The 21,354-nt window shown below is 66.3% G+C and carries 18 protein-coding genes; 12 read left to right on the top strand and 6 right to left on the bottom strand.

The window, feature by feature from the left end; all coding sequences use genetic code 11:
• The first annotated feature begins 12 nt into the window (after positions 1–12).
• Genes MUU56_RS27040 through MUU56_RS27025 form a run of 4 tightly spaced genes read left to right on the top strand, consistent with a single transcriptional unit; the run spans position 13 to position 4,820 of the window.
• Entirely contained in the window at positions 13–1,296 is a 1,284-nt protein-coding gene (locus tag MUU56_RS27040; RefSeq protein ID WP_244770374.1) for a CpaE/TadZ family protein, read from the top strand.
• A gap of 36 nt (positions 1,297–1,332) precedes the next feature.
• The gene (locus tag MUU56_RS27035) at positions 1,333–2,805 is read left to right on the top strand and encodes a TadA family conjugal transfer-associated ATPase (protein ID WP_244770373.1); all 1,473 of its coding nucleotides are present in this window, start codon (positions 1,333–1,335) and stop codon (positions 2,803–2,805) included.
• A gap of 9 nt (positions 2,806–2,814) precedes the next feature.
• A complete protein-coding gene (locus MUU56_RS27030; protein WP_244770372.1) occupies positions 2,815–3,825 on the top strand; it encodes a type II secretion system F family protein in 1,011 nt (336 codons plus the stop codon).
• 11 nt (positions 3,826–3,836) lie between these two features.
• Positions 3,837–4,820: a type II secretion system F family protein gene (locus tag MUU56_RS27025; protein ID WP_244770371.1), complete on the top strand. Its 984-nt coding sequence runs from the start codon at positions 3,837–3,839 to the stop codon at positions 4,818–4,820.
• A gap of 134 nt (positions 4,821–4,954) precedes the next feature.
• On the opposite strand, the gene MUU56_RS27020 is transcribed toward MUU56_RS27025, so the two are convergent.
• Complete coding sequence (locus MUU56_RS27020; protein ID WP_244770370.1) at positions 4,955–5,692, bottom strand: tetratricopeptide repeat protein; 738 nt, start codon at positions 5,690–5,692, stop codon at positions 4,955–4,957.
• Positions 5,693–5,905: 213 nt separating this feature from the next.
• Here MUU56_RS27020 and MUU56_RS27015 point away from each other — a divergent pair, with 213 nt between their 5' ends.
• The 3 genes from MUU56_RS27015 (at position 5,906) to MUU56_RS27005 (ending at position 8,618) form a co-directional block, all read left to right on the top strand.
• Positions 5,906–7,297, top strand: a complete 1,392-nt coding sequence (locus tag MUU56_RS27015; RefSeq protein WP_244770369.1) for a leucyl aminopeptidase family protein — start codon at positions 5,906–5,908, stop codon at positions 7,295–7,297.
• A 68-nt stretch (positions 7,298–7,365) separates the two neighbouring features.
• On the top strand, positions 7,366–7,716 hold the full coding sequence (locus tag MUU56_RS27010; RefSeq protein ID WP_244770368.1) for a MarR family transcriptional regulator: 351 nt from the start codon (positions 7,366–7,368) through the stop codon (positions 7,714–7,716).
• Positions 7,717–7,751: 35 nt separating this feature from the next.
• Positions 7,752–8,618: a C40 family peptidase gene (locus MUU56_RS27005; RefSeq protein WP_244770367.1), complete on the top strand. Its 867-nt coding sequence runs from the start codon at positions 7,752–7,754 to the stop codon at positions 8,616–8,618.
• Positions 8,619–8,655: 37 nt separating this feature from the next.
• Here the strand turns inward: MUU56_RS27005 and MUU56_RS27000 are convergent, their stop codons facing one another.
• The 5 genes from MUU56_RS27000 to MUU56_RS26980 form a co-directional block, all read right to left on the bottom strand.
• Positions 8,656–9,615 carry a 2-hydroxyacid dehydrogenase gene (locus tag MUU56_RS27000; protein ID WP_244770366.1) on the bottom strand — a complete coding sequence of 320 codons (960 nt, stop codon included), beginning with the start codon at positions 9,613–9,615 and terminating at the stop codon, positions 8,656–8,658.
• A 70-nt stretch (positions 9,616–9,685) separates the two neighbouring features.
• Complete coding sequence (locus tag MUU56_RS26995; protein WP_244770365.1) at positions 9,686–11,320, bottom strand: ABC transporter ATP-binding protein; 1,635 nt, start codon at positions 11,318–11,320, stop codon at positions 9,686–9,688.
• The gene (locus MUU56_RS26990; RefSeq protein WP_244770364.1) at positions 11,317–12,456 is read right to left on the bottom strand and encodes an ABC transporter permease; all 1,140 of its coding nucleotides are present in this window, start codon (positions 12,454–12,456) and stop codon (positions 11,317–11,319) included. The genes MUU56_RS26995 and MUU56_RS26990 overlap by 4 nt, the downstream gene beginning before the upstream one ends.
• Positions 12,456–13,535, bottom strand: a complete 1,080-nt coding sequence (locus MUU56_RS26985; protein WP_133035466.1) for a microcin C ABC transporter permease YejB — start codon at positions 13,533–13,535, stop codon at positions 12,456–12,458. The genes MUU56_RS26990 and MUU56_RS26985 overlap by 1 nt, the downstream gene beginning before the upstream one ends.
• Positions 13,536–13,687: 152 nt before the next feature.
• Positions 13,688–15,538 (bottom strand): extracellular solute-binding protein, encoded by a 1,851-nt coding sequence (locus MUU56_RS26980; protein WP_244770363.1) that lies wholly within the window; start codon positions 15,536–15,538, stop codon positions 13,688–13,690.
• 197 nt (positions 15,539–15,735) lie between these two features.
• On the opposite strand from MUU56_RS26980, the gene mepA reads away from it, so the two are divergent.
• The 5 genes from mepA (at position 15,736) to dapB (ending at position 21,319) form a co-directional block, all read left to right on the top strand.
• Positions 15,736–16,791, top strand: coding sequence for a penicillin-insensitive murein endopeptidase (mepA, locus tag MUU56_RS26975; RefSeq protein ID WP_244770362.1), 1,056 nt, complete (start codon positions 15,736–15,738; stop codon positions 16,789–16,791).
• A 256-nt stretch (positions 16,792–17,047) separates the two neighbouring features.
• Positions 17,048–17,428, top strand: coding sequence for a methylglyoxal synthase (locus tag MUU56_RS26970; RefSeq protein ID WP_244770361.1), 381 nt, complete (start codon positions 17,048–17,050; stop codon positions 17,426–17,428).
• Positions 17,429–17,478: 50 nt separating this feature from the next.
• A complete protein-coding gene (locus tag MUU56_RS26965) occupies positions 17,479–18,504 on the top strand; it encodes a glucokinase (RefSeq protein WP_244770360.1) in 1,026 nt (341 codons plus the stop codon).
• A gap of 120 nt (positions 18,505–18,624) precedes the next feature.
• Positions 18,625–20,421: an ABC transporter ATP-binding protein gene (locus MUU56_RS26960; RefSeq protein WP_244770359.1), complete on the top strand. Its 1,797-nt coding sequence runs from the start codon at positions 18,625–18,627 to the stop codon at positions 20,419–20,421.
• A 79-nt stretch (positions 20,422–20,500) separates the two neighbouring features.
• Positions 20,501–21,319: a 4-hydroxy-tetrahydrodipicolinate reductase gene (gene dapB, locus MUU56_RS26955; protein WP_244770358.1), complete on the top strand. Its 819-nt coding sequence runs from the start codon at positions 20,501–20,503 to the stop codon at positions 21,317–21,319.
• The last annotated feature ends 35 nt before the right edge of the window (positions 21,320–21,354 follow it).

The following is a 21,354-nucleotide window of genomic DNA, read 5'->3' as shown; positions in this document are numbered from 1 at the left end:
ACGGGCATGACGATGAGCACAGTAGATTACACCATCGAGCGCGCGGGCGCAGCTGAGGCGGAAGAGGCGGTCCGGTCCGCCGAACTGGAGGGCGTGCGTCCGCTGCCGCGCATCTCGGTCCACGCCTTCTGCGAAAGCGAGGCCATGCTGCGCACCATGGAGCGCTGCGGCCAGGACCGCCGCATGGCCAAGGTGAGCCTCCGTGTCTCCAGCGCCAGCATCGCGGCGGCGGCCAACATGTTCGCCTCGGCCCCGACGCCGAACCTTTTGATCCTGGAGACCTCGACGGAACCGCGCGGCATCATGGACGAGCTCGCCCCGCTCGCCGAGGTCTGCGATCCGAGCACCAAGGTCATCATCGTCGGCAGCTACAACGACATCCCGCTCTACCGCGACCTCCTCCGCAACGGCATCTCCGAATACATGGTCGGCCCCGTCGGCATGGCCGACATCCTCAACGCCATGTCGACGATCTTCGTCGATCCCGATGCCGAGCCGCTCGGCCGCACCATCGCCTTCATCGGCGCCAAGGGCGGGGTGGGGTCCTCGACGATCGCGCACAATTGCGCCTTCGACATTTCGAGCCTCTTCCAGACGGAGGTGATCCTCGCCGACCTCGACCTGCCCTATGGCACGGCCAATATCGACTTCGACCAGGATCCGCCGCAGGGCATTTCCGAGGCGATCTACGCGCCGGACCGGCTGGACGAGGTGTTTCTCGATCGCCTGCTGACGAAGTGCTCTGAGCGCCTGTCGCTGCTCGCGGCCCCTTCCATGCTCGACCGCGCCTACGATCTCGAGCGCGGCTCCTTCCAGCCGATCGTCGAAGTGCTGCAGCGCAGCGCGCCGGTGACCGTGCTCGACGTGCCGCATGCCTGGTCGGAGTGGACGCGCACGCTGCTGTCGGAGGTCGACGAGCTGGTCATCACCGCGGTGCCGGACCTTGCGAACCTGCGCAACACGAAGAACATGCTCGATGCCTTGAAGAAGCTTCGCCCGAACGACAAGCCGCCGCACCTGATCCTCAACCAGGTCGGCCTGCCGAAAAGGCCGGAGATCGCGGCGGACGACTTCTGCGAACCGCTCGGTATCCAGCCGATCGCGGTGATTCCCTTCGACGCGCAGCTCTTCGGCACCGCCGCCAACAGCGGCCGCATGATCGCCGAGATGGATCGAAAGTCGCCGACGGCGGAGACCTTCTCGCAGATCGCCCATCTCGTGACGGGGCGCGCGACGATCAAGAAACCCAGGAAGACCGGCCTCGGCAATCTGCTCGGCCTCATCGGCAAGAAATAAGCCCGACGGGCGGCGCAACAGACTGGATGAAGTGGCATGTTCGGCAAACGCGGCAATGAAGGTTTCGGCAAGAGCGGTTCGGCGGGCCAGGCGGTCCAGGCCACGCCGGCTTCCGTCACGACCGTGACGGCGGAGCGCCCGGTCGTGGCCGCGCCGCCGCAGCCCGTCTTCGAGCCGGCCCCCGCTCCGGCCCCGGCACCCGCTGCCGCTGCCCGCCGCCGCGCGCCGCGCACGGAAGACTATTACGACACGAAGAGCCAGGTCTTCTCCGCGCTCATCGACACGATCGACCTGTCGCAGCTCGCCAAGCTCGATACCGAGAGCGCGCGCGAGGAAATCCGCGACATCGTCAACGACATCATCACGATCAAGAATTTCGCGATGTCGATCTCCGAGCAGGAGGAATTGCTCGACGACATCTGCAACGACGTGCTCGGCTACGGCCCGCTGGAGCCGCTGCTGGCGCGCGACGACATCGCCGACATCATGGTGAACGGCGCGGGCAAGACCTATATCGAAGTGGCCGGCAAGGTGCAGGAATCGGAGATCCGCTTCCGCGACAACGCCCAGCTCCTGTCGATCTGCCAGCGCATCGTCAGCCAGGTCGGCCGCCGCGTCGACGAATCGAGCCCGATCTGCGACGCGCGCCTGCCCGACGGCTCGCGCGTCAACGTCATCGCCCCGCCGCTCGCCATCGACGGCACGGCGCTCACCATCCGCAAGTTCAAGAAGGACAAGCTGACGCTCGACCAGCTGGTCAAGTTCGGCTCGATCACGCCGGAAGGCGCGACGCTGCTCCAGATCATCGGCCGGGTGCGCTGCAACCTCGTCATCTCCGGCGGCACCGGCTCGGGCAAGACGACGCTGCTCAACTGCCTGACGAACTATATCGACCGTGACGAGCGCGTCATCACCTGCGAGGACTCGGCCGAACTCCAGCTCCAGCAGCCCCATGTGGTGCGCCTCGAAACCCGCCCGCCGAACATCGAGGGCGAGGGCGAGATCACCATGCGCGACCTCATCAAGAACTGCCTGCGCATGCGGCCCGAGCGCATCATCGTCGGCGAAGTGCGCGGCCCGGAGGTGTTCGACCTCCTCCAGGCCATGAACACCGGCCATGACGGCTCGATGGGCACGATCCACGCCAACACGCCGCGCGAATGCCTGTCGCGCATGGAATCGATGATCGCCATGGGCGGCTATACCCTGCCGGCCAAGACGGTGCGCGAGATCATCTCCGGCTCCATCGACATCATCATCCAGGCCTCGCGCCTGCGCGACGGGTCGCGCCGCATCACCCACATCACCGAGGTGGTCGGCATGGAAGGCGACGTCATCGTCACGCAGGACCTGATGCGCTTCGACATCCAGGGTGAGGACGCCAACGGGCGCCTCATCGGCAAGCACACGGGCACCGGCATCGGCAAGCCGCATTTCTGGGAGCGCGCCCGCTACTTCAACGAGGACAAGCGCCTGGCGGCAACGCTCGACGCGATGGAAAAGCCGTAAGGGGCCGGGATGTTCGGACTGGATATCACCATCGTCGCGATCTTCGCCCTGGCGGCCCTTTCGACCGCGGGCCTTGCCTATGGCCTGCTCTTCTCGCGCATCGAGGCGGCGAAGAAGACGGAAAGCCGCATGCGCCGCGTCCAGGCCGCCGAGACCGACCAGGGCAAGGCAAAGGCCGCGCGCGACCGCATGCAGGAATTGTCCAAGCGGCGCAAGTCGGTGCAGGATTCGCTGAAGGACCTTGAAAAGAAGCAGCAGGAGCAGACCAAGCGCGCCGCCACCACCCTGAAGGCGAAGCTGGTCCAGGCCGGGCTCTCGATCAGCATCCCGCAGTTCTACCTTCTCAGCGCCGCCGCCGGCATCTTCGTCTTCCTTCTGGCCCTGCTTGCCGGCTCGGGCCTGCTCGTCAGCCTCGGCGCGGCCTTCATCGCCGGTGCCGGCCTGCCGCGCTGGGTCGTCGGCTACCTCGTCAAGCGACGGATGAACAAGTTCCTCGAGGAGTTCCCCAACTCGCTCGACGTGATGACGCGCTCGATCAAGTCCGGCCTGCCGCTGACCGACGCGCTGCGCCTGATCGCCGCCGAAGGCCAGGAACCGGTGCGCACCGAGTTCCGCCGGCTCGTCGAGGCGCAGCAGGTCGGCCTCAGCGTTCCGGAAGCCTGCGCGCGCATGTTCACCAACATCCCGCTGCAGGAGGTCAACTTCTTCTCCATCGTCATCGCGATCCAGAGCCAGGCCGGCGGCAACCTGTCCGAGGCGCTTGGCAACCTCTCCCGCGTCCTGCGCGAGCGGCGCAAGATGAAGGCCAAGGTGAGCGCCCTGTCGATGGAGGCGAAGGCCTCGGCCGCCATCATCGGCGCCCTGCCGTTCATCGTCGCCTTCCTCGTCTACCTGACCTCGCCCGACTATATCGTGATCCTGTTCCAGGATCCGCGCGGCCATCTCATCCTCGGCATCTCCGCCGTCTGGATGTCCATCGGCATCCTGGTGATGCGCAACATGATCAACTTCGACATCTGAGGGGCAGGGGCATGTCGGGACTCGTTACCACCCTTACCGATCCGGCCGTGCTGCTGCCGGCCTTCGTGATGATCGCGGTGCTCGCGACCTTCTACACGCTCGCCGCCCCCTATCTCGACCGCGGCGATCTCGACAAGCGGATGAAGTCCGTGGCGCTGGAGCGCGAGCAGATGCGCGCGCGCGAACGCGCCCGCATGAACGCCGAAGCCTCCCAGAGCAAGGCCTCGCTGCGTGCCCAGCACAACACCTCCGTGCGCCAGGTCGTCGAGCGGCTGAACCTGCGCGAGGCGCTGGTCGACGCCCATACGATGAACCGGCTGCGCCAGGCCGGCTACCGCTCTCAGAACGCGCTCAACATCTTCCTCTTCGCGCGCTTCGTGCTGCCCTTCGTCTTCGCCGCCATCGGCGCCTTCTACATCTTCTTCCTCGGCTATCTCGGCGACAAGCCGCTGGCGATGCGCATCCTGGCGACGGTCGTCATCGCCTATATCGGCTTCTACGCGCCGAACCTCTACATCTCCAACCGGGTGTCGAAGCGCCAGCTTTCGATCAAGCGCGCCTGGCCGGATGCGCTCGACCTGATGCTGATCTGCGTCGAGTCCGGCATTTCCATCGAGGTCGCCTTCAAGCGCGTGGCCGGCGAGATCGCCATGGCCTCGCCGGAGCTGGCAGAGGAGCTGGTGCTGACCACCGCGGAACTTTCCTTCCTCCAGGAGCGCCGCGCGGCCTACGAGAACCTCGGCACGCGCGTCGGCCTCGATACGGTGAAAGCCGTGACGCAGGCCCTCATCCAGGCGGAGCGCTACGGCACGCCGCTTGCCCAGGCGCTGCGCGTTCTCGCCCAGGAATGCCGCGACCAGCGCATGAACGAGGCGGAGAAGAAGGCCGCCGCCCTGCCGCCGAAGCTGACCGTGCCGATGATCCTGTTCTTCCTGCCGGTGCTGGTCGCCGTGATCCTCGGCCCCGCCGGCATCCAAGTCTCCGACCGCTTCTAAAAGAGGCCGCGGGTCGATCAAAAAAGCGCCCCGGTCGAGATATCGGCCGGGGCGAGGTCGTGCTTGGGAGCGAGTTACGAGCAGTTCCAGCAGAACTGTAAGGCGGTTTTACGTCCGCGCATCGGAGAAACGGATCAGTTGGTGTTGCCGCTGTCGTCGGCCGCGAGCTTCTTCCAGGCGTTCTGCTGGGTCATCATCGAGCGCAGATAGGTGACGTTCGCCTCGGCCTGCTCGGAGGTCAGTTCGCGGCGGGCGATGGTCTCCGCCTCCTGGAAACGGCCCTGGAGGCCGACGGCGAGCGCGAGGTTCTGGCGCACGCCGCTGTCGGCGCCGGGCTGGGAGGCGGCGGAGCGCAGATAGGTCTCGGCCGTCTTCAGGTCCTTCGCCAGGAGATAGGACATACCGAGATTGGAGAGCACCGACGGCTCGTTCGGATTGATGTCGAGCGCCTCGCGATAGCGCGCGCGGGCTTCACCAGCGCGGCCGAGCTGGTCGAGGATCGCGCCTTCGGCCGATTTCAGCCGCCAGTCCGGCCGGTCCGGCGTCTGCGCGCGCAGGATCGTGTTCAGCGCCTGCTCGAGCTGGCCGGCGGCGGCCTGCGCCTTGCCATAGGCCGCCAGCACCTCGCGGTCGCTCGGATTGTTGATGGCGACCTGCTGCATGACGGCGAGCGCCTGGTCGTTGCGCCCGTTCATGCGCAGCACATTGGCATAGTTCATGCCGACGGTGCGGTCCTTGGGGTTCTTCGCATAGGCCCGGCCGATCGTATCGGCGGCGCCCCGCAGTTCCGTCGCATTCATCTCGGACACCGGCTTCGACATTTTCGGAATGGAGCCGGTCGTGATGTTGCTCTTGCCCGCGCAGCCCGCCATTGCCACCGCGATGGCAAGACATGCTGCGCCTCTCAAAAATCCAGCGCGAAGTGACGTACGCGTGACGGAAGCGGCCATGATCTGTCCCCGAAGCGATTCCCGCATGTCGCGGCGGTCAAGGAATCACGCCGCAATCTCCACTCCAGCAATAATCTGTTAACCCTAACAGAGTGTTAATCGCCTGATTCTCAAGCCCTGCCCAAAGGTTCCGCCATGGCCCCCTTCCAGTTCATCGACCGGCCCTCTCCCTTCAACACGAAGAACGGCAGGACGCTGCCGATCTTCGCGATCACGCCGGCCCATATCGAGACCGGCACGATCGACCCGATCGCGCTCGACTGGGCAAGGAAGGCCGGCTTCAAGGCGGAATCCGGGGCGCTGCTGATGGTGCCGACGGCGGACGGCCATCTCGGCGGCGCGCTCTTCGGCCTCGGCAAGAACCCGTCCGACGCGCCGTTCCTGACGGGCAGGCTCGCCCGCGCGCTGCCGGCCGGCGACTGGCATGTCGAGACCGCCCCGCTGACGGCCAATCGCCTGGCGCTCGGCTACGGCCTCGGCAGCTACCGCTTCGAGCGCTACAAGGCCTCCGTCTCGGAAGCCCCGACCCTGCTCATCCCGAGCGATGCCGATGCCGCCGACATCAAGCGCCAGCTTGCCGGCGTCTTCCTTGCCCGCGACCTCATCAACACGCCGACCAACGACATGGGCCCGGACGCGCTGGAGGACGCTTTTCGCGCGCTCGGCGAACACTACAAGGCGAAGGTCTCCGTCATCATGGGCGATGATCTCCTCAAGGAGAATTTCCCGCTCATCCACACGGTCGGCCGCGCCGCCGCGCAGGCGCCGCGCCTGCTCGAACTCACCTGGGGCAAGAAGGGCCACAAGCGCGTGACGCTCGTCGGCAAGGGCGTCTGCTTCGATACCGGCGGCCTCGACATCAAGCCGGCCTCCTCCATGCTCCTGATGAAGAAGGACATGGGCGGCGCGGCCAATGTCATGGGCCTCGCGCTGATGATCATGGATGCCAAGCTGAAGGTGGACCTGCGCGTGCTCCTGCCGGTGGTGGAGAACGCGATCTCCGCCAACGCCTTCCGCCCCGGCGACATCTACAGGAGCCGCAAGGGCCTCACCGTGCAGATCGACAACACCGATGCCGAGGGTCGCCTGATCCTTGCCGATGCGCTCGCCTATGCGGACGAGGCGGAGGCCGACCTCGTCATCGACATGGCGACGCTGACGGGCGCCGCGCGCGTCGCGCTCGGCCCCGACCTGCCGCCCTTCTTCACCGACGACGAGGACCTTGCCCACGACCTCACCGAGGCGAGCCTGACGGTCGACGACCCGATGTGGCGCATGCCGCTCCACATGGGCTACGACAAGGACGTCTCCGCCCGCATCGCCGACCTCACCAACGCGCCCGCAGGCGGCATGGCGGGCTCGATCACCGCGGCGCTGTTCCTCAAGCGCTTCGTTACCCGCAACAAGCGCTGGGCGCATTTCGACATCTACGGCTGGGCGCAGGCCGAGCGGCCGCATTCGCCCGTCGGCGGCGAGGCGCAGGCCATCCGCGCACTCTACCATCACCTGCGCAAGGCGACGGCCTGAGGCGGCGGCTTTTCTTCCGGTAAACGATACGGTATCGTAACGAAAATGCCGTCCTGCCCGGAGACGCCGTGCCGCTAGATCTGACCCCATCGCAGGCGCTCGGCCTCTGGCACGCGGTGACGCTGCAGCAGGTCCACGAGGATGGGCGCGACCTGACCTTGCGCCAGATGGCGATCCTGCTGGAGATCTACCTCGTGCCCCCGCCGCACACGGTGCGGGGGTTGGCGGCGAAGCTGGGCGTGACCAAGCCGGTGATCACCCGCGCGCTCGACACGATGGGCGAGCAGGGCCTCGTCACCCGCATGCGTGACGACCGCGATCGCCGCAACGTCATCATCAAGCGCACCGTGGACGGCGCGCTCTATCTCGAACGCCTCGGCGATCTCATCATCGCCCGGGGCCGTGCGCAAAACCCCTGAACCGGCCCCCTGAACGGCCCCGTGAGACCAGATCCATGAACGCCCTTCCAGACCGCCGCCTCAACGCCTTCCGACCGGATCTCGCCGAGGAGGCCCTGCGCGGCACCGTCGCGGCCGCGCACTATGTCACGGGCACGCCGGCCGTCGTGGCGCAGCCCGTTGCCGCGCTGCGCCCCCGGCCGGATGCCGCCGCCGGCATCGATACCGAGCTCCTGTTCGGCGAAGGCGTGCGCGTGCTCGACCGGGCGGAGGGCTGGGCCTGGGTGAAATCCGATTTCGACGGCTATGTCGGCTACCTGCCGGAGGCGGCGCTTGATGCGGACGGCCCTGCGGCAACCCCTGCAGCGACCCATGTCGTCGCCGTGCCGCGCACCTTCGCCTATTCCGGCCCGGACCTGCGCACGCCCGCCGCCTTCGCCCTGTCGATCGGTAGCCGGATACCGGTTATAGGCGAGAGCGAGACGCGCGGCACCCGCTACCTGACGCTTGCCGGCGGCCAGTCGGTCGTTGCCGGTCACTGCCTTGCGATCGGGGAGAGGGCAGGGGACGACTATGTCGCCATCGCCGCCCGGTTCCTGGAGACGCCCTATCTGTGGGGTGGCCGCTCGGGCTTCGGCCTCGACTGCTCGGCCCTGGTGCAGCTTTCGATGATGATGACGGGCCGCACCGCGCCGCGCGACAGCGACATGCAGGCCGCCGGCCTCGGCACGCCGATCGAGCGCGGCGCGCTTCGCCGCGGCGACCTCGTCTTCTGGAAGGGCCATGTGGCGATCATGGAAGACGAGGCGACCATCATCCACGCCAACGGCCACACGATGAGCGTGGCGCGCGAGGGGCTGGATGCGGCCATCGAGCGCATCGGCTGGCTCTACGCGCAGCCGACCGGCTATCGCCGCCCCTGACGCGCGCCGGGCCGCGCCGGCCGGCGCAAGCGGGGTCTTAATATCCTGCGCTGCGGTCGACCAGATGCTCCAGCGGCTTGCCGCTTTCGAGCCGCTCGATCTGCGCCGCGACGTGGCGGAAAAGCGCGGCGACATCGGATGCCGCCGAGGCATGCGGCGTCATGAACACCTTGTCCATCGACCAGAACGGGCTTTCGAGCGGCAGCGGCTCCTGCTCGAAGACGTCGAGCGAGGCGCCGTGCAGCGTGCCGTCGTTGAGGGAGGCGACGATATCGGCCTCCACCTGGCTGCCGCCGCGGCCGGCATTGATGAAGACCGGCGCGCCGAACGGGCCCTTGCGGCTGAGGCGGGTGAAGAGGCCGGTATTGTAGATGCCCTTCGTCTCCGGCGTCAGCGGCAGGAGGCCGACGAGGATGTCGGTCCTGCCGAGGAAGGCGTCGAGGCCGGCCTCGTCGAAGGTCTCGAAGCCCTCCACCTTGCGGCCGCTCTTCGACCAGCCGATGACGTCGAAGCCCAGCGTCTTCAGCTTCCTGGCCGAATCCTGGCCGAGCACGCCGAAACCCATGATGCCGACGGTCAGGTCCTTCGCTTCGGGCTGGGCGAGCTCGCGCCAGACGCGCGCTGCCCGCTGCGCCTCGTAGGCCTGGTGCTGGCGCAGGTGCAGCAGGCATTGCATCACCACCCATTCGCTCATGCGCGTCGTCAGCGTCTCGTCGACGAAGCGCACGAGCGGCACGTCGGGCAGGCCCGGCAGCGTCAGCACATGGTCGACGCCCGCGCCGCCGGAAAACACCACCTTCAGGTCCTTCGCCCGCGAGAAGAGATCGGCGCCCGGCTTCCAGACCACGGCATAGTCGATGCCCGAGAGGTCGCGGTTGCGGTTTGCCGGATGCGAGAGATTGATCACCTCGCGGTCCGCAAAGGCGCCCTTCAGCGCGGCGGCGACCTGTTCCTGGTCGAATTTCAGATCGATGATGACAGGGCTTTTCGTCTGCATGCTGGTTCCTGATGAAACATTTCAGCCGAAGCGAAATCGCTTCAGCGTCGGATAATGTAGAAAAAATGCCTTACTGGCGGATGCTCTCGCTGCGGACCGCTTCGAGATTGAAGGCGGCGGCCATCAGCGCCCTGGTATAGGCCTCGTGCGGCCGTTCGATGATGTCCCTGGCCGGCCCCTTCTCCACCACCTGACCGCCGCGCATGACGATGATGTCGTTGGCGAGCGCGCGCACGACCTTGAGGTCATGGCTGATGAAGAGATAGGCGAGATTGTGCTTGGCCTGCAGGTCGCGCAGGAGCTCCACCACCTGCGCCTGCACGCTCATGTCGAGCGCCGAGGTCGGCTCGTCGAGCATGACGAATTCGGGTTTGAGCACCATGGCGCGGGCGATCGCGATGCGCTGGCGCTGGCCGCCGGAGAATTCGTGCGGGTAGCGCCAGCGTGTCGTGGGATCGAGGCCGGTCTCCTCCAGCGCGGCGGCGACGCAGCGGTCGCGCTCCGCCTCGGAGAGCGACGGCTCGTGGACCTTCAGGCCCTCCGCGACGATATCGGCGACCGACATGCGCGGCGAGAGCGAGCCGAAGGGATCCTGGAAGACGATCTGCATGCGCCGGCGCAAGGGCCGCATCTCGCTGAAGGAATGGCCGGCAATATCCTGCCCGACGAAGGCGATGCGGCCCTTCGAGGCGATGAGCCGCGTCAGCGCGAGGCCGAGCGTCGTCTTGCCGGAGCCGGATTCGCCCACCACGCCGAGCGTGTGGCCGGCGCGCAGTTTCAGGTCGATGCCGTCGACGGCCTTCACGTGATCGACGACGCGGCGGAGGAACCCGGCCTTGATCGGGAACCAGACCTTGACGTCCTCCGCCTCGATGACGACGGGCTGGCTGTCGTCGCCCGGGCGCGGCTCGCCCTTGGGCTCGGCGGCGAGCAGGTGGCGGGTATAGGCGTGCTGCGGGCTGGAGAAGATCTCCTCCACCGGGCCGGTCTCGACGATCCTGCCCTTGGTCATCACGCAGACCCGGTCGGCGAACTTGCGGACGATGCCGAGGTCGTGGGTGATGAAGAGCATGGACATGCCGTGCTCTTCCTTCAGCGACTTCAGGAGCTCCAGGATCTGCGCCTGCACGGTGACGTCGAGCGCGGTGGTCGGCTCGTCGGCGATCAATAGCTCCGGGCGGTTGGCGAGCGCCATGGCGATCATCACGCGCTGGCGCTGGCCGCCGGAAAGCTCGTGCGGATAGGCGGCGAGGCGCTTTTCCGGCTCGCGGATGCCGACCTGGTTGAGCAGTTCGAGAATTTTGGCGCGCGCGGCCGGGCCTTCGATGTCCTGGTGCAGCTTCAGGATCTCGCCGATCTGCCGCTCGATGGAGTGCAGCGGATTGAGCGAGGTCATCGGCTCCTGGAAGATCATCGTGATATCGTTGCCGCGCACGTTCCGCAGCGTCGTATCGGAGGCCTTCAAGAGGTCCTTGCCGTTGAAATGGACCTCGCCGGAGGGGTGGCTCGCGGCCGGGTAGGGCAGCAGCTTCAGGATCGAATTCGCCGTCACGGACTTGCCGGAGCCGGATTCGCCGACAAGCGCCACGACCTCGCCGCGCCGGATGTCGAAGGAGACGCGATCGACGGCGAGCGTGGTGTTGCCGCCCTGGTGGAAGGCGACGGAGAGGTCGCGGACGGACAGGATGGTTTGGGGATCGCTCACCGGAAGGTCTTCCTCGGATCGAAGGCGTCGCGCGTCGCTTCGCCGACGAAGATCAGCAGCGACAGCATGACGGACATGACGACGAAGGCGGTGAGGCCGAGCCACGGCGCCTGGAGATTGTTCTTGCCCTGCGCGACCAGCTCCCCGAGCGAGGGCGAGCCCGGCGGCATGCCGAAGCCGAGGAAGTCGAGCGAGGTGAGCGTGGTGATCGAGCCCGACAGGATGAAGGGCAGGAAGGTCAGCGTCGCCACCATGGCGTTCGGCAGGAGGTGCCGGTACATGATCGTGGCATTGCCGACGCCGAGCGCACGGGCCGCCCGCACATATTCGAAATTCCGCGCGCGCAGGAACTCGGCGCGCACCACGCCGACGAAGCCGACCCAGGAGAAGAGCAGCATGATGCCGAGCAGGATCCAGAAGCCGGGCGGCAGGATGGCGGCGATGATCAGCAGGATGTAGAGCACCGGCATCGAGGACCAGATCTCGATGAAGCGCTGCATCAGGAGGTCTGTCCAGCCGCCGAAATAGCCCTGCACGGCGCCGGCCGTCACGCCGACGATCGCCGAGGCGATGGTGAGCACGAGGCCGAACAGCACGGAGATGCGGAAGCCGTAGATGACGCGGGCGAGCACGTCGCGCGCCTGGTCGTCGGTGCCGAGCCAGTTGAGGTTGGCGAGCGTGCAGTTCGGGTCCGCCGCGCCGCCCGGATAGCCGGCGCAGCGCTCTTCCCCGGCCATCAGCCAGAAGGGTTTCGTCGGCGCGGAATGCGGGATGTTGGAATTCGTCGTGTTGTAGGAATAACGGATCGGCGGCCAGACCATCCAGCCATTGGCCTCGATCTCTTCCGTGATGAAGTCCGAGCGATAGTCCGTCTCGGCCAGGAAGCCGCCGAATTTCTCCTCCGGATAGTCGACAAGGACGGGAACGAGGATCTCGCCCTTGTAGGAAGCGAGGATCGGCCGGTCGTTGGCGATGAATTCGGCGAACAGGCTGAGGACGAAGATGACGAGGAAGATCCACAGCGACCAGTAGCCGCGGCGGTTCGCCTTGAAATTCTCCCAGCGGCGCAGGTTCGTCGGGTTGAGCAGGCCCTTTCTCGGCGGGGCGATCGGCGTTGTCTCCGTGACGGCGCTCATCACACGTCCCTCCGCTCGAAATCGATGCGCGGATCGACCCAGGTGTAGATGAGGTCGGAGATGAGGCTGACGACGAGGCCCATCAGCGAGAAGATGAACAGCGTCGCGAAGACGATCGGATAGTCGCGCCGAACGATGGAATCATAGCCGAGGCGGCCGAGGCCATCGAGCGAGAAGATATATTCGATGAGCAGCGAGCCGGTGAAGAAGGCCGAGATGAAGGCGCCGGGGAAGCCGGCGATGATGATCAGCATGGCATTGCGGAAGACGTGGCCGTAGAGCACCTGTCGCTCGGTCAGGCCCTTGGCGCGGGCGGTGGTGACATACTGCTTCTTGATCTCGTCGATGAAGGAATTCTTCGTCAGGAGCGTCGTCGTGGCGAAGGCGGACAGCAGAAGCGTGATCAGCGGCAGCGTCATGTGCCACATGTAGTCGAGCGGCTTCTGCCACCAGGCGAGGCTGTCGAAATTGTCCGAGACGATGCCGCGCAGCGGGAACCAGTCGAGGAAGGAGCCGCCGGCGAAGAGCACGATGAGGAGGATGCCGAAGAGGAAGCTCGGCACGGCGTAGCCGATGATGATGATGCCCGAGGTCCACACGTCGAAGGCCGAGCCGTCCTTCACCGCCTTGCGGATGCCGAGCGGGATGGAGATGGCGTAGGAGAAGACGAGGATCCACACGCCGAGCGAGATGGAGACCGGCATCTTCTGGGCGATCAGGTCGACCACGGAGGTGTTGCGGAAGAAGCTCTCGCCGAAATCGAAGCGCAGATAGTCCCACATCATGGTGAAGAAGCGTTCGAGCGGCGGCTTGTCGAAGCCGAACTGCTTTTCCAGCTTGGCGATGAATTCCGGATCGAGGCCGCGCGCGCCGCGATAGGCGCTGTCCTGCCCGACATCCTGCAAAACGTCGCCGCCGCCGCCGGAGAGGCGGTCACCGGAACTCTGGCTGGTGAGGTCGGAAATCACCTGCTCGACCGGGCCGCCGGGGGCGAACTGCACGATCGCGAAGGAAATCGCCATGATGCCGAAGATCGTCGGGATCATCAGCAGGATGCGTCGCAGGATATAGGCGCCCATCAGCGATTACCCGCTGCAGCCGGTTGCCGGTCTTCTCGTCTTGGCGCAGTCCCGTCGGTCAAGCCCAAACCTTCCTTCTGCCGCCGCTTCGCGCGACGGTGATTCGTCATCGCTATATGGAGCCGAGGACGCCGCACGGCGCAAGCCCCGGCTCATTTCGCGGCATTCTTCGACCACCAGACATCGGGGAAACCGAGGCTGTAATAGGGCAGCTCCGCCGGGCGGGCGAGGTGGTTCCAATAGGCGACCTGCTGGGATTTGGAATAGAACATCGGCACCAGAAAGTGATGGGCGAGCAGGACGCGGTCGAGCGCATGGGTCGTCGCCACGAGTTCGGCACGGTTCGGCGCGAAGACGATGCGGCGGATCAGTTCGTCGATCGCGGGATCGGCGATGCCGGCATAGTTCTTCGAGCCCTGCTGGTCGACGGAGGCCGAGCCCCAGTAATCGCTCTGCTCGTTGCCCGGCACCAGCGTCTGCGCCCAGATGCCGTAGATCATGTCATAATCGAAGGCGCGCACGCGGTTGGTGTATTGCGAGGCGTCCACCGTGCGGATGCGGGCATCGATGCCGATGTCGGTGAGGCTCTTGACATAGGGCAGGACGGTGCGTTCCTGCGAAGGATTGGAGAGCAGGATTTCGATGCCGAAGGGCTCGCCCGTCTTGATGTTCGTCATCTTCCGGTTCTTGAGCTCGTAGCCCGCCTCCTTGAAGAGCATCATGGCCTTGCGCAGGTTCTCGCGCGTCTTCTGCGGGTCGCCGGCGACGGGATTGGTGTAGGGCGTGGTGAAGACGGCGGGCGGGACCTTGTCCTTCAGCTCCTCGAGGATTTCCTTTTCGCGCCCTTCCGGCAGGCCGGAGGAGGCCAGCTCGGTGCCCCAGAAATAGCTGTCGATGCGGTTGAGCCTGCCATAGGCGAGGTTCTTGTTGAGGCTTTCGAAGTCGTAGGCGTAGTTCAGTGCCTCGCGCACCCGCTGGTCCTTGAACCGTTCGCGGCGCAGGTTCGGCACGAAGGCCTGCATGATGCCGACGGCGCGCAGCGGGTTTTCGATCTCCTCGCGCACGATGCGGCCATCCTTCACGGCCGGAAAATCATAGGCCGTCATCCAGTGGCTGGAGCTGTTGTCGCGGTAGAAGTCGACATTGCCGGCGCGGAAGGCCTCGAACTCCACGTTCCGGTCGCCGAAGAACGTGTAGCTGATCACGCCGAAATTGTTCTGGCCGACATTCACGTTGAGGTCCTTGGCCCAATAGTCGTCGCGCCGCTCGAAGCGGATCGAGCCGCCCGCCTGGAAGGAGGCGATCCTGTAAGGCCCGGAGCCCATGACCGGCTCCAGCGTCGTGCGGCCGATGTCGCGCTTGTTACCCTTGGCGTCCGTTCCTTCCCACCAGTGCTTCGGCACGATCGGGAACTGGCCGAGAATGTTGGGGAGCTCCTGGTTGTTCTTCTCGTCGAAGCGGAAGGTGACGTCGCGCTCGCCGGTCTTCTCCGCGGAAATCACGTGGCGGTAGTAGTTGGCAAGAAGCGGATTGTGCTCCTTAGACTTGTCGAAGGAGAAGATCACGTCGTCGGGCGTCACCGGCTGGCCGTCGGCCCACGTCGCCTCCGGGCGCAGGCGGAAGGTGGCGTAGGCGATGTCGTCGGGATAGGAGACGGCTTCGGCGAGCAGGCCGTAGGAGGCGGTGATCTCGTCGTCGGCGGATTTCAGCAGCGTGTCGAAGACGAGGGACGTGACGCCGGTCGCGGCCTCGCCCTTCGAGAGAATGGGATTGAAGGTGTCGAATGTGCCGGTCTCGGACAGTTTCAATTCGCCGCCCTTCGGCGCGTCCGGATTGACATAGTCGAAGCGATCGAAGTCGCCCGGGCGCTTCAATTCGCCGATGGTCGAGATGCCGGTGCGCCAGACGGGCTCCTTCGCCTCCTGGGCCCTTGCACCGCTCGCGGCCGCCAGCGACAGGGCGAGGGCGATGGTGAACACGATTTTCCCGGAGGCTGCCTGCATGCCGAAATCCCTTTCGTTTCGTTTGCCGAAGCGTGAACCAGAGAATAGGCAAAATCCGGGCAAATGACAGGCCTGCCATGAAAGGGGCGGTTTTTGGCGTGCCTATTCCGGGCGATGATTTACTTCCGCGAAAGGATGATCCCTTAACCTTTCGTCAGCGATTGCGATTTTCAGACCGGACGACGCCCGTGCATTCCATGCTTTCCCGATTGACCACCTGCCTTCTTGCCGCCGGACTTGCGCTGACCGCGCTTGCCGGGCCGCTTGCCGCCGAGGAGCGGCCGGCCAAGGAACTGTTCGGCGCCAAGCGCCTGCCGGCCAGGATGGCGGCGAGCCCCTATGGTTCCTATGCCAAGGGCTGCATTGCCGGCGCGGTGGCGATCCCGACGGACGGCCCGTCCTGGCAGGCCATGCGCCTGTCGCGCAACCGGCGCTGGGGGCATCCCGACATGATCGCGCTCATCGAACAGTTTTCGCAGGATGCGCAGAAGCTCGGCTGGCCGGGGCTGCTGCTCGGCGATATTTCCCAGCCGCGCGGCGGGCCGATGCTGTCGGGCCATGCCTCGCACCAGGTCGGGCTCGACGCCGACATCTGGTTCACGCCCATGCCCGACCGCCGGCTTTCGGCCGAGGAGCGCGAAAAGCTGCCCTTCACCTCCATGCTCGACAAGAGCAAGTTTCTGACCGTCGATTCGCGCCGCTGGACGTCTACGCATGCCCGGCTGGTCATGAAGGCGGCGAGCTACCCGCAGGTCGAGCGCGTCTTCGTCAACCCGGCCATCAAGAAGAAGCTGTGCGAGACCTGGCAGGGCGACCGCGCGCTGCTCGGCAAGGTGCGGCCGATCTACGGCCATGACGAGCACTTCCATATCCGCATCAAGTGCCCGGAAGGCGCGGCCGGCTGCAAGCCGCAGGCCCGCGTGCCGGCCGGCGACGGCTGCGACCAGTCGCTCGCCTGGTGGTTCACCAAGGAGCCGTGGGCAAAGCCCACGCCGAAGAAGGACGCCAAGCCCGTCAAGCCGCGCTATGTCAAGCTCTCCGACCTGCCGAACGCCTGCAGCACGGTGCTCGCCAGTGCTTCGCCCGCCTCCGAGCAGGAAGTGACCTATCAGGGTAATGGCGGTGTTTCCTCCACCGCGCTCGCCTTCTCCGGCGGCGGCGAAAGCCCGGCGGCCTCCATCGAATCGGTGATCGCCGCCGACACTCTGCTGCCGGCCATCGTGCCGATCCCGATCCCGCGGCCGTTCCAGTAGCGCTGCATAACCCTGCACGCCCCTCATCCGGCTGCCGCCACCTTCTCCCCGCAAGCGGGGCGAAGGGAAGGAGGCACCCTTTTCCTAAGCAACCAGCATTGGATGGGAAGGAATGCCTTTCCGCATATACCTTCGCCCCGCTTGCGGGGAGAAGGTGCCGGCAGGCGGATGAGGGGCATGTCGGGCCGGGGCTTTTCAAGCTCCCGCTGCTTTTGTATAAGGCGTTCAAATCGATTTAAAATCGCGGGGAACGCCCATGTCGCGCCAGAAATGCATCGCGCTCATCGCGCATGACGAGAAGAAGGACGACATGGCCGCCTTCGCGCTTAAGAACGAGAAGGTGCTGGCGCAGGCGAAGATCGTCGCGACCGGCACGACGGGCGGCCGGGTGCTGGAGGCCTGCCCGGGCCTCGACGTCACCCGCCTCAAGAGCGGCCCGCTCGGCGGCGACCAGCAGATCGGCGCGCTGATCGCGACGGGCGAGGTCGATCTCCTCATCTTCTTCGTCGACCCGCTGACCCCCATGCCGCACGACGTCGACGTCAAGGCGCTGATGCGGCTCGCCATCGTCTACGACATTCCGATGGCGCTGAACCGCGCGACGGCCGAACATCTGCTCGACTTTGCCGCCGTTTGACGGCACGTTCACCGGAAACCACCTCCACGCGAAATGAACGGGACAGCCTGATGGTACGGCCGAACGACAGCGAAACGAACTTCCCCTTTCCCATCCTGATCGGCGATATCGGCGGCACCAATGCGCGCTTTGCGCTGCTGGTCGATGCCTTCGCCGAGCCGAAGCAGTTCCCGATCGTCCAGACGGCCGATTTCAAGAATATCGACGACGCGCTCCAGCAATGCATCCTCGACACGACCTCGGTGCAGCCGCGTTCGGCCATTCTCGCGCTCGCCGGCCCCATCGAGGGCGACGAGGTGCCGCTGACCAACTGCCCCTGGGTCGTGCGCCCGCGCGACATGATCGCCAATCTCGGCTTCGACGACGTGCTGCTCGTCAACGATTTCGAGGCGCAGGCGCTCGCCATCGCCTCGCTCAGTGAGGGGGACCGCGAGAAGATCGGCCCCGGCACCGAGCGGCACGCCGCCTCGCGCACGGTGCTCGGCCCCGGCACGGGGCTCGGTGTCGCCGGCCTCGTCTATGCGCGCCACAGCTGGATCCCGGTCCCGGGGGAGGGCGGGCATGTGGATGTCGGCCCGCGCAGCGAGCGCGACCACCAGATCTGGCCCTTCCTCGAGCCGATCGAGGGCCGCATTTCCGCCGAGCAACTGCTGTGCGGACGCGGCATCATGAACATCTACCGCGCCGTGTCCGCCGCCGACGGCGTCGATGCCCCGCTCGAGACCCCGGCGGACGTGACCTCCAGGGCGCTGGCCCAGGAGGACCGCGCGGCGATCGAGACCGTCGCGCTGTTCTCCACCTATCTCGGCCGCGTCGCCGGCGACATGGCGATGATCTTCATGGCCAAGGGCGGCGTGTTCCTGGCCGGCGGCATCTCGCAGAAGATCCTCCCCGCCCTGCGCGGGCCGGAATTCCGCGCCGCCTTCGAGGACAAGGCGCCGCACAGCGCGCTTTTGAAGACGATCCCGACCTATGTGGTCACCCATCCGGTCGCAGCCCTTGCCGGTCTTGCCGCCTTCGCGCGCATGCCGGACCGCTTTGGTGTTGCAACCGAGGGACGCCACTGGAAAAGGTGAAGCCTCCGCAGGCGCTTCGCCGCGCCTCGGACTCGCCAAAGAGGGGCCGAGCCCCTATAGAGCGGGTCCAGCGCGGCACATCCTCCCGGTGCCGCAGGACCGTGCAGGAAAGTCAGTTTATTGGCCGATAAGAGTCGAACCGAGCGCCCACACGTCAGCTCCGACACCGTCGCCACCGTGCTCAAGCGCATCATCGCCGAAAACGGCCGCGAGCACGTCCGTGGCTATGTTCTGGCCATCCTCTGCCTCGCCGTCGTCGCCGGCACGACGGGTTTTACCGCCTGGATCATGGAATCGGTGGTCAACGAGGCCTTCGCCAACAAGCGCGCCGACCTCGTCGCCCTCATCTGCGGCTCGATCTTCATCGCCTTCGTGCTGCGCGGCTTTGCCACCTATTACCAGGCCGTCATCCTGTCGAAGATCGGCAACAACATCGTCGCGCGCTACCAGCGCCGGCTCTATTCGCACCTGATGGCGCTCAGCGTCGGCTATTTCAACGAATCGCGCTCGGCCTATCTCGCCGCCCAGATCAGCCAGAACGTCACCGGCATCCGCGATGTCCTGAACATGACGGTGACGTCGGTCGCGCGTGACTTCCTGACGCTCGTCGCCCTCATCGGCGTGATGATCTCCAAGGACTGGCTGCTGACGCTGATCGTCTTCGTCGTCGCCCCGCCGCTCCTGATCGGCCTGCGCTACGTCTCCAGGCGCCTGCGCAGCGCCACGCGCGAATCCGTCGAGCTCAACAGCCACGTGCTCGGCGCCATGCAGGAGACGATCCAGGGCATTGCCATCGTCAAGGCCTTCACCATGGAGGCGCAGCTGAAGGCCAAGGTCGAGGGCATCATCGACCGGGCCGAAAGCCGCTCCAACCGCATCGCGCGGCTGACCGAGCGCACGGCGCCGATGACCGAGACCTTCGCCGGCGCGGCCATCGCCGGCGTGCTCGCCTATGCCGCCTACCGCTCGATCTATGGCGGCGTGCTGCCGGGCGCCTTCTTTTCCTTCGTCGCGGCGCTGCTGATGGCCTACGACCCGGCAAAGCGCCTTGCCCGCCTGCAGGTCTCGCTGGAACGCGCGGTCGTCAATGCCCGCATGATCTACGAGGTCCTCGACCTGAAGCCGCGCCAGGCCGACCGGCCGGATGCAAGGCCGCTCGTCGTTTCCGATGCCACGATCACCTTCCGGGGCGTGCGCTTCGGCTATTCGGAAAACGAGGCGATCCTCAAGGGCGTGAGCTTCACCGCCGAGGGCGGCCGCACGACGGCGCTCGTCGGACCGTCCGGCGCCGGCAAGTCGACGGTCATCAACCTCATCCCGCGCTTCTACGATCCGGAAGAGGGCGAGATCCTCATCGACGGGCAGGACATCGCCCATGTGACGAAACAGTCGCTGCGCAACGCCATCGCCTATGTCTCCCAGCAGCCCTATCTCTTCGAGGGCACGATCCGCGACAATATCCGCTACGGCCGCCCCGATGCGACGGATGCGGAGATCGAGGAGGCGGCGCGCCATGCCTATGCGCATGATTTCATCCTCGCCCAGCCGCTCGGCTACGACACGCCCGTCGGCGAGAATGGCGTGACGCTTTCCGGCGGCCAGCGCCAGCGGCTGTCGATCGCCCGTGCGCTGGTGCGGGGTGCGCCGATCCTCCTGCTCGACGAGGCGACCTCGGCGCTCGACACGGAATCCGAGCAGGCGGTGCAGAAGGCGCTCGACGAGGCGATGAGCGGGCGCACCGTGGTCGTCATCGCGCACCGGCTCTCCACCATCGTGCGGGCCGACAAGATCATCGTCATGCAGGGCGGAACGGTCGCCGAAGAGGGCACGCACGAGGCGCTTGCGAGCCGGGAGAACGGCCTCTACGCTCGCCTCAACAGCCTCCAGGCACCCGCCGCCGGCAGCACGGGCAAATAGGCCGCTCCAAAACGGGCAGCCTTGCGGAAAGACAGGAACGGGAGCGCGCCGGCGCTCCGCAGAAGGGATGGAACGGGACATGAGCGGCAACGCAATGAAGCTGGTCGTCGTGGGGGCGGCGGGCCGCATGGGCCAGACGCTGATCCGCACGATCCACGCGATCGAGGGCGCGGCGGTCTTCGCGGCGGTCGAGCGCGAAGGCTCGCCCTTCATCGGCCGCGATGCGGGAGAGCTTGCCGGCCTCGGGCCGATCGGCGTTCCCGTCACCGACAAGCCGCTCGAAGCCTTCGTCGCGGCGGAGGGCGTCCTGGATTTCACCGCGCCCGCCGCAACGATCGAATTTGCCGGCCTCGCCGCGCAGGCGCGCATCGTGCATGTCATCGGCACCACCGGCTGCTCGCCGGCCGATGACGAGAAGATCAAGGCCGCCGCCCGCCACGCCCGCATCGTCAAGTCCGGCAATATGAGCCTCGGCGTCAACCTGCTCGGCGTCCTCACCGAGACCGCCGCCCGCGCTCTCGGCCCCGGCGACTGGGACATCGAGGTGCTGGAAATGCACCACAAGCACAAGGTCGATGCGCCCTCGGGCACCGCGCTGCTGCTCGGCGATGCCGCCGCGAAGGGCCGCGGCATTTCGCTGGCCGACCATTCGGTGCGCGTGCGCGACGGCCATACCGGGCCGCGCCCCGCGGGCTCGATCGGCTTTGCCACGCTGCGCGGCGGCTCCGTCATCGGCGACCATTCGGTGATGCTGGCCGGCGAGGGCGAGATCGTGACCCTGTCGCACAGCGCGACGGACCGCTCGATCTTCGCCCGCGGTGCCGTGCAGGCGGCGCTCTGGGCGCGCGACAGGAAGCCCGGCCTCTATTCCATGCTCGACGTGCTCGGGCTCAACTGATCGTTTCTTTTTTTCGCATCGTTTTGTCCGAAAAC

Origin of the sequence: Shinella yambaruensis (assembly GCF_022899355.1) — a bacterium.
Lineage (GTDB): Bacteria > Pseudomonadota > Alphaproteobacteria > Rhizobiales > Rhizobiaceae > Shinella > Shinella yambaruensis.
Note: the sequence above shows the minus strand (reverse complement) of the source record. Positions and strands in the feature narration are given on the sequence as shown.

What these genes read in the sequence shown, in the direction of transcription:
- MUU56_RS27040 (WP_244770374.1), top strand. Translation starts at nt 13, where the DNA reads ATGAGCACAGTAGATTACACCATCGAGCGCGCGGGCGCAGCTGAGGCG.
- MUU56_RS27035 (WP_244770373.1), top strand. Translation starts at nt 1,333, where the DNA reads ATGTTCGGCAAACGCGGCAATGAAGGTTTCGGCAAGAGCGGTTCGGCG.
- MUU56_RS27030 (WP_244770372.1), top strand. Translation starts at nt 2,815, where the DNA reads ATGTTCGGACTGGATATCACCATCGTCGCGATCTTCGCCCTGGCGGCC.
- MUU56_RS27025 (WP_244770371.1), top strand. Translation starts at nt 3,837, where the DNA reads ATGTCGGGACTCGTTACCACCCTTACCGATCCGGCCGTGCTGCTGCCG.
- MUU56_RS27020 (WP_244770370.1), bottom strand. Translation starts at nt 5,692, where the DNA reads ATGGCGGGCTGCGCGGGCAAGAGCAACATCACGACCGGCTCCATTCCG.
- MUU56_RS27015 (WP_244770369.1), top strand. Translation starts at nt 5,906, where the DNA reads ATGGCCCCCTTCCAGTTCATCGACCGGCCCTCTCCCTTCAACACGAAG.
- MUU56_RS27005 (WP_244770367.1), top strand. Translation starts at nt 7,752, where the DNA reads ATGAACGCCCTTCCAGACCGCCGCCTCAACGCCTTCCGACCGGATCTC.
- MUU56_RS27000 (WP_244770366.1), bottom strand. Translation starts at nt 9,615, where the DNA reads ATGCAGACGAAAAGCCCTGTCATCATCGATCTGAAATTCGACCAGGAA.
- MUU56_RS26990 (WP_244770364.1), bottom strand. Translation starts at nt 12,456, where the DNA reads ATGAGCGCCGTCACGGAGACAACGCCGATCGCCCCGCCGAGAAAGGGC.
- MUU56_RS26985 (WP_133035466.1), bottom strand. Translation starts at nt 13,535, where the DNA reads ATGGGCGCCTATATCCTGCGACGCATCCTGCTGATGATCCCGACGATC.
- MUU56_RS26980 (WP_244770363.1), bottom strand. Translation starts at nt 15,538, where the DNA reads ATGCAGGCAGCCTCCGGGAAAATCGTGTTCACCATCGCCCTCGCCCTG.
- mepA (WP_244770362.1), top strand. Translation starts at nt 15,736, where the DNA reads ATGCTTTCCCGATTGACCACCTGCCTTCTTGCCGCCGGACTTGCGCTG.
- MUU56_RS26970 (WP_244770361.1), top strand. Translation starts at nt 17,048, where the DNA reads ATGTCGCGCCAGAAATGCATCGCGCTCATCGCGCATGACGAGAAGAAG.
- MUU56_RS26965 (WP_244770360.1), top strand. Translation starts at nt 17,479, where the DNA reads ATGGTACGGCCGAACGACAGCGAAACGAACTTCCCCTTTCCCATCCTG.
- dapB (WP_244770358.1), top strand. Translation starts at nt 20,501, where the DNA reads ATGAGCGGCAACGCAATGAAGCTGGTCGTCGTGGGGGCGGCGGGCCGC.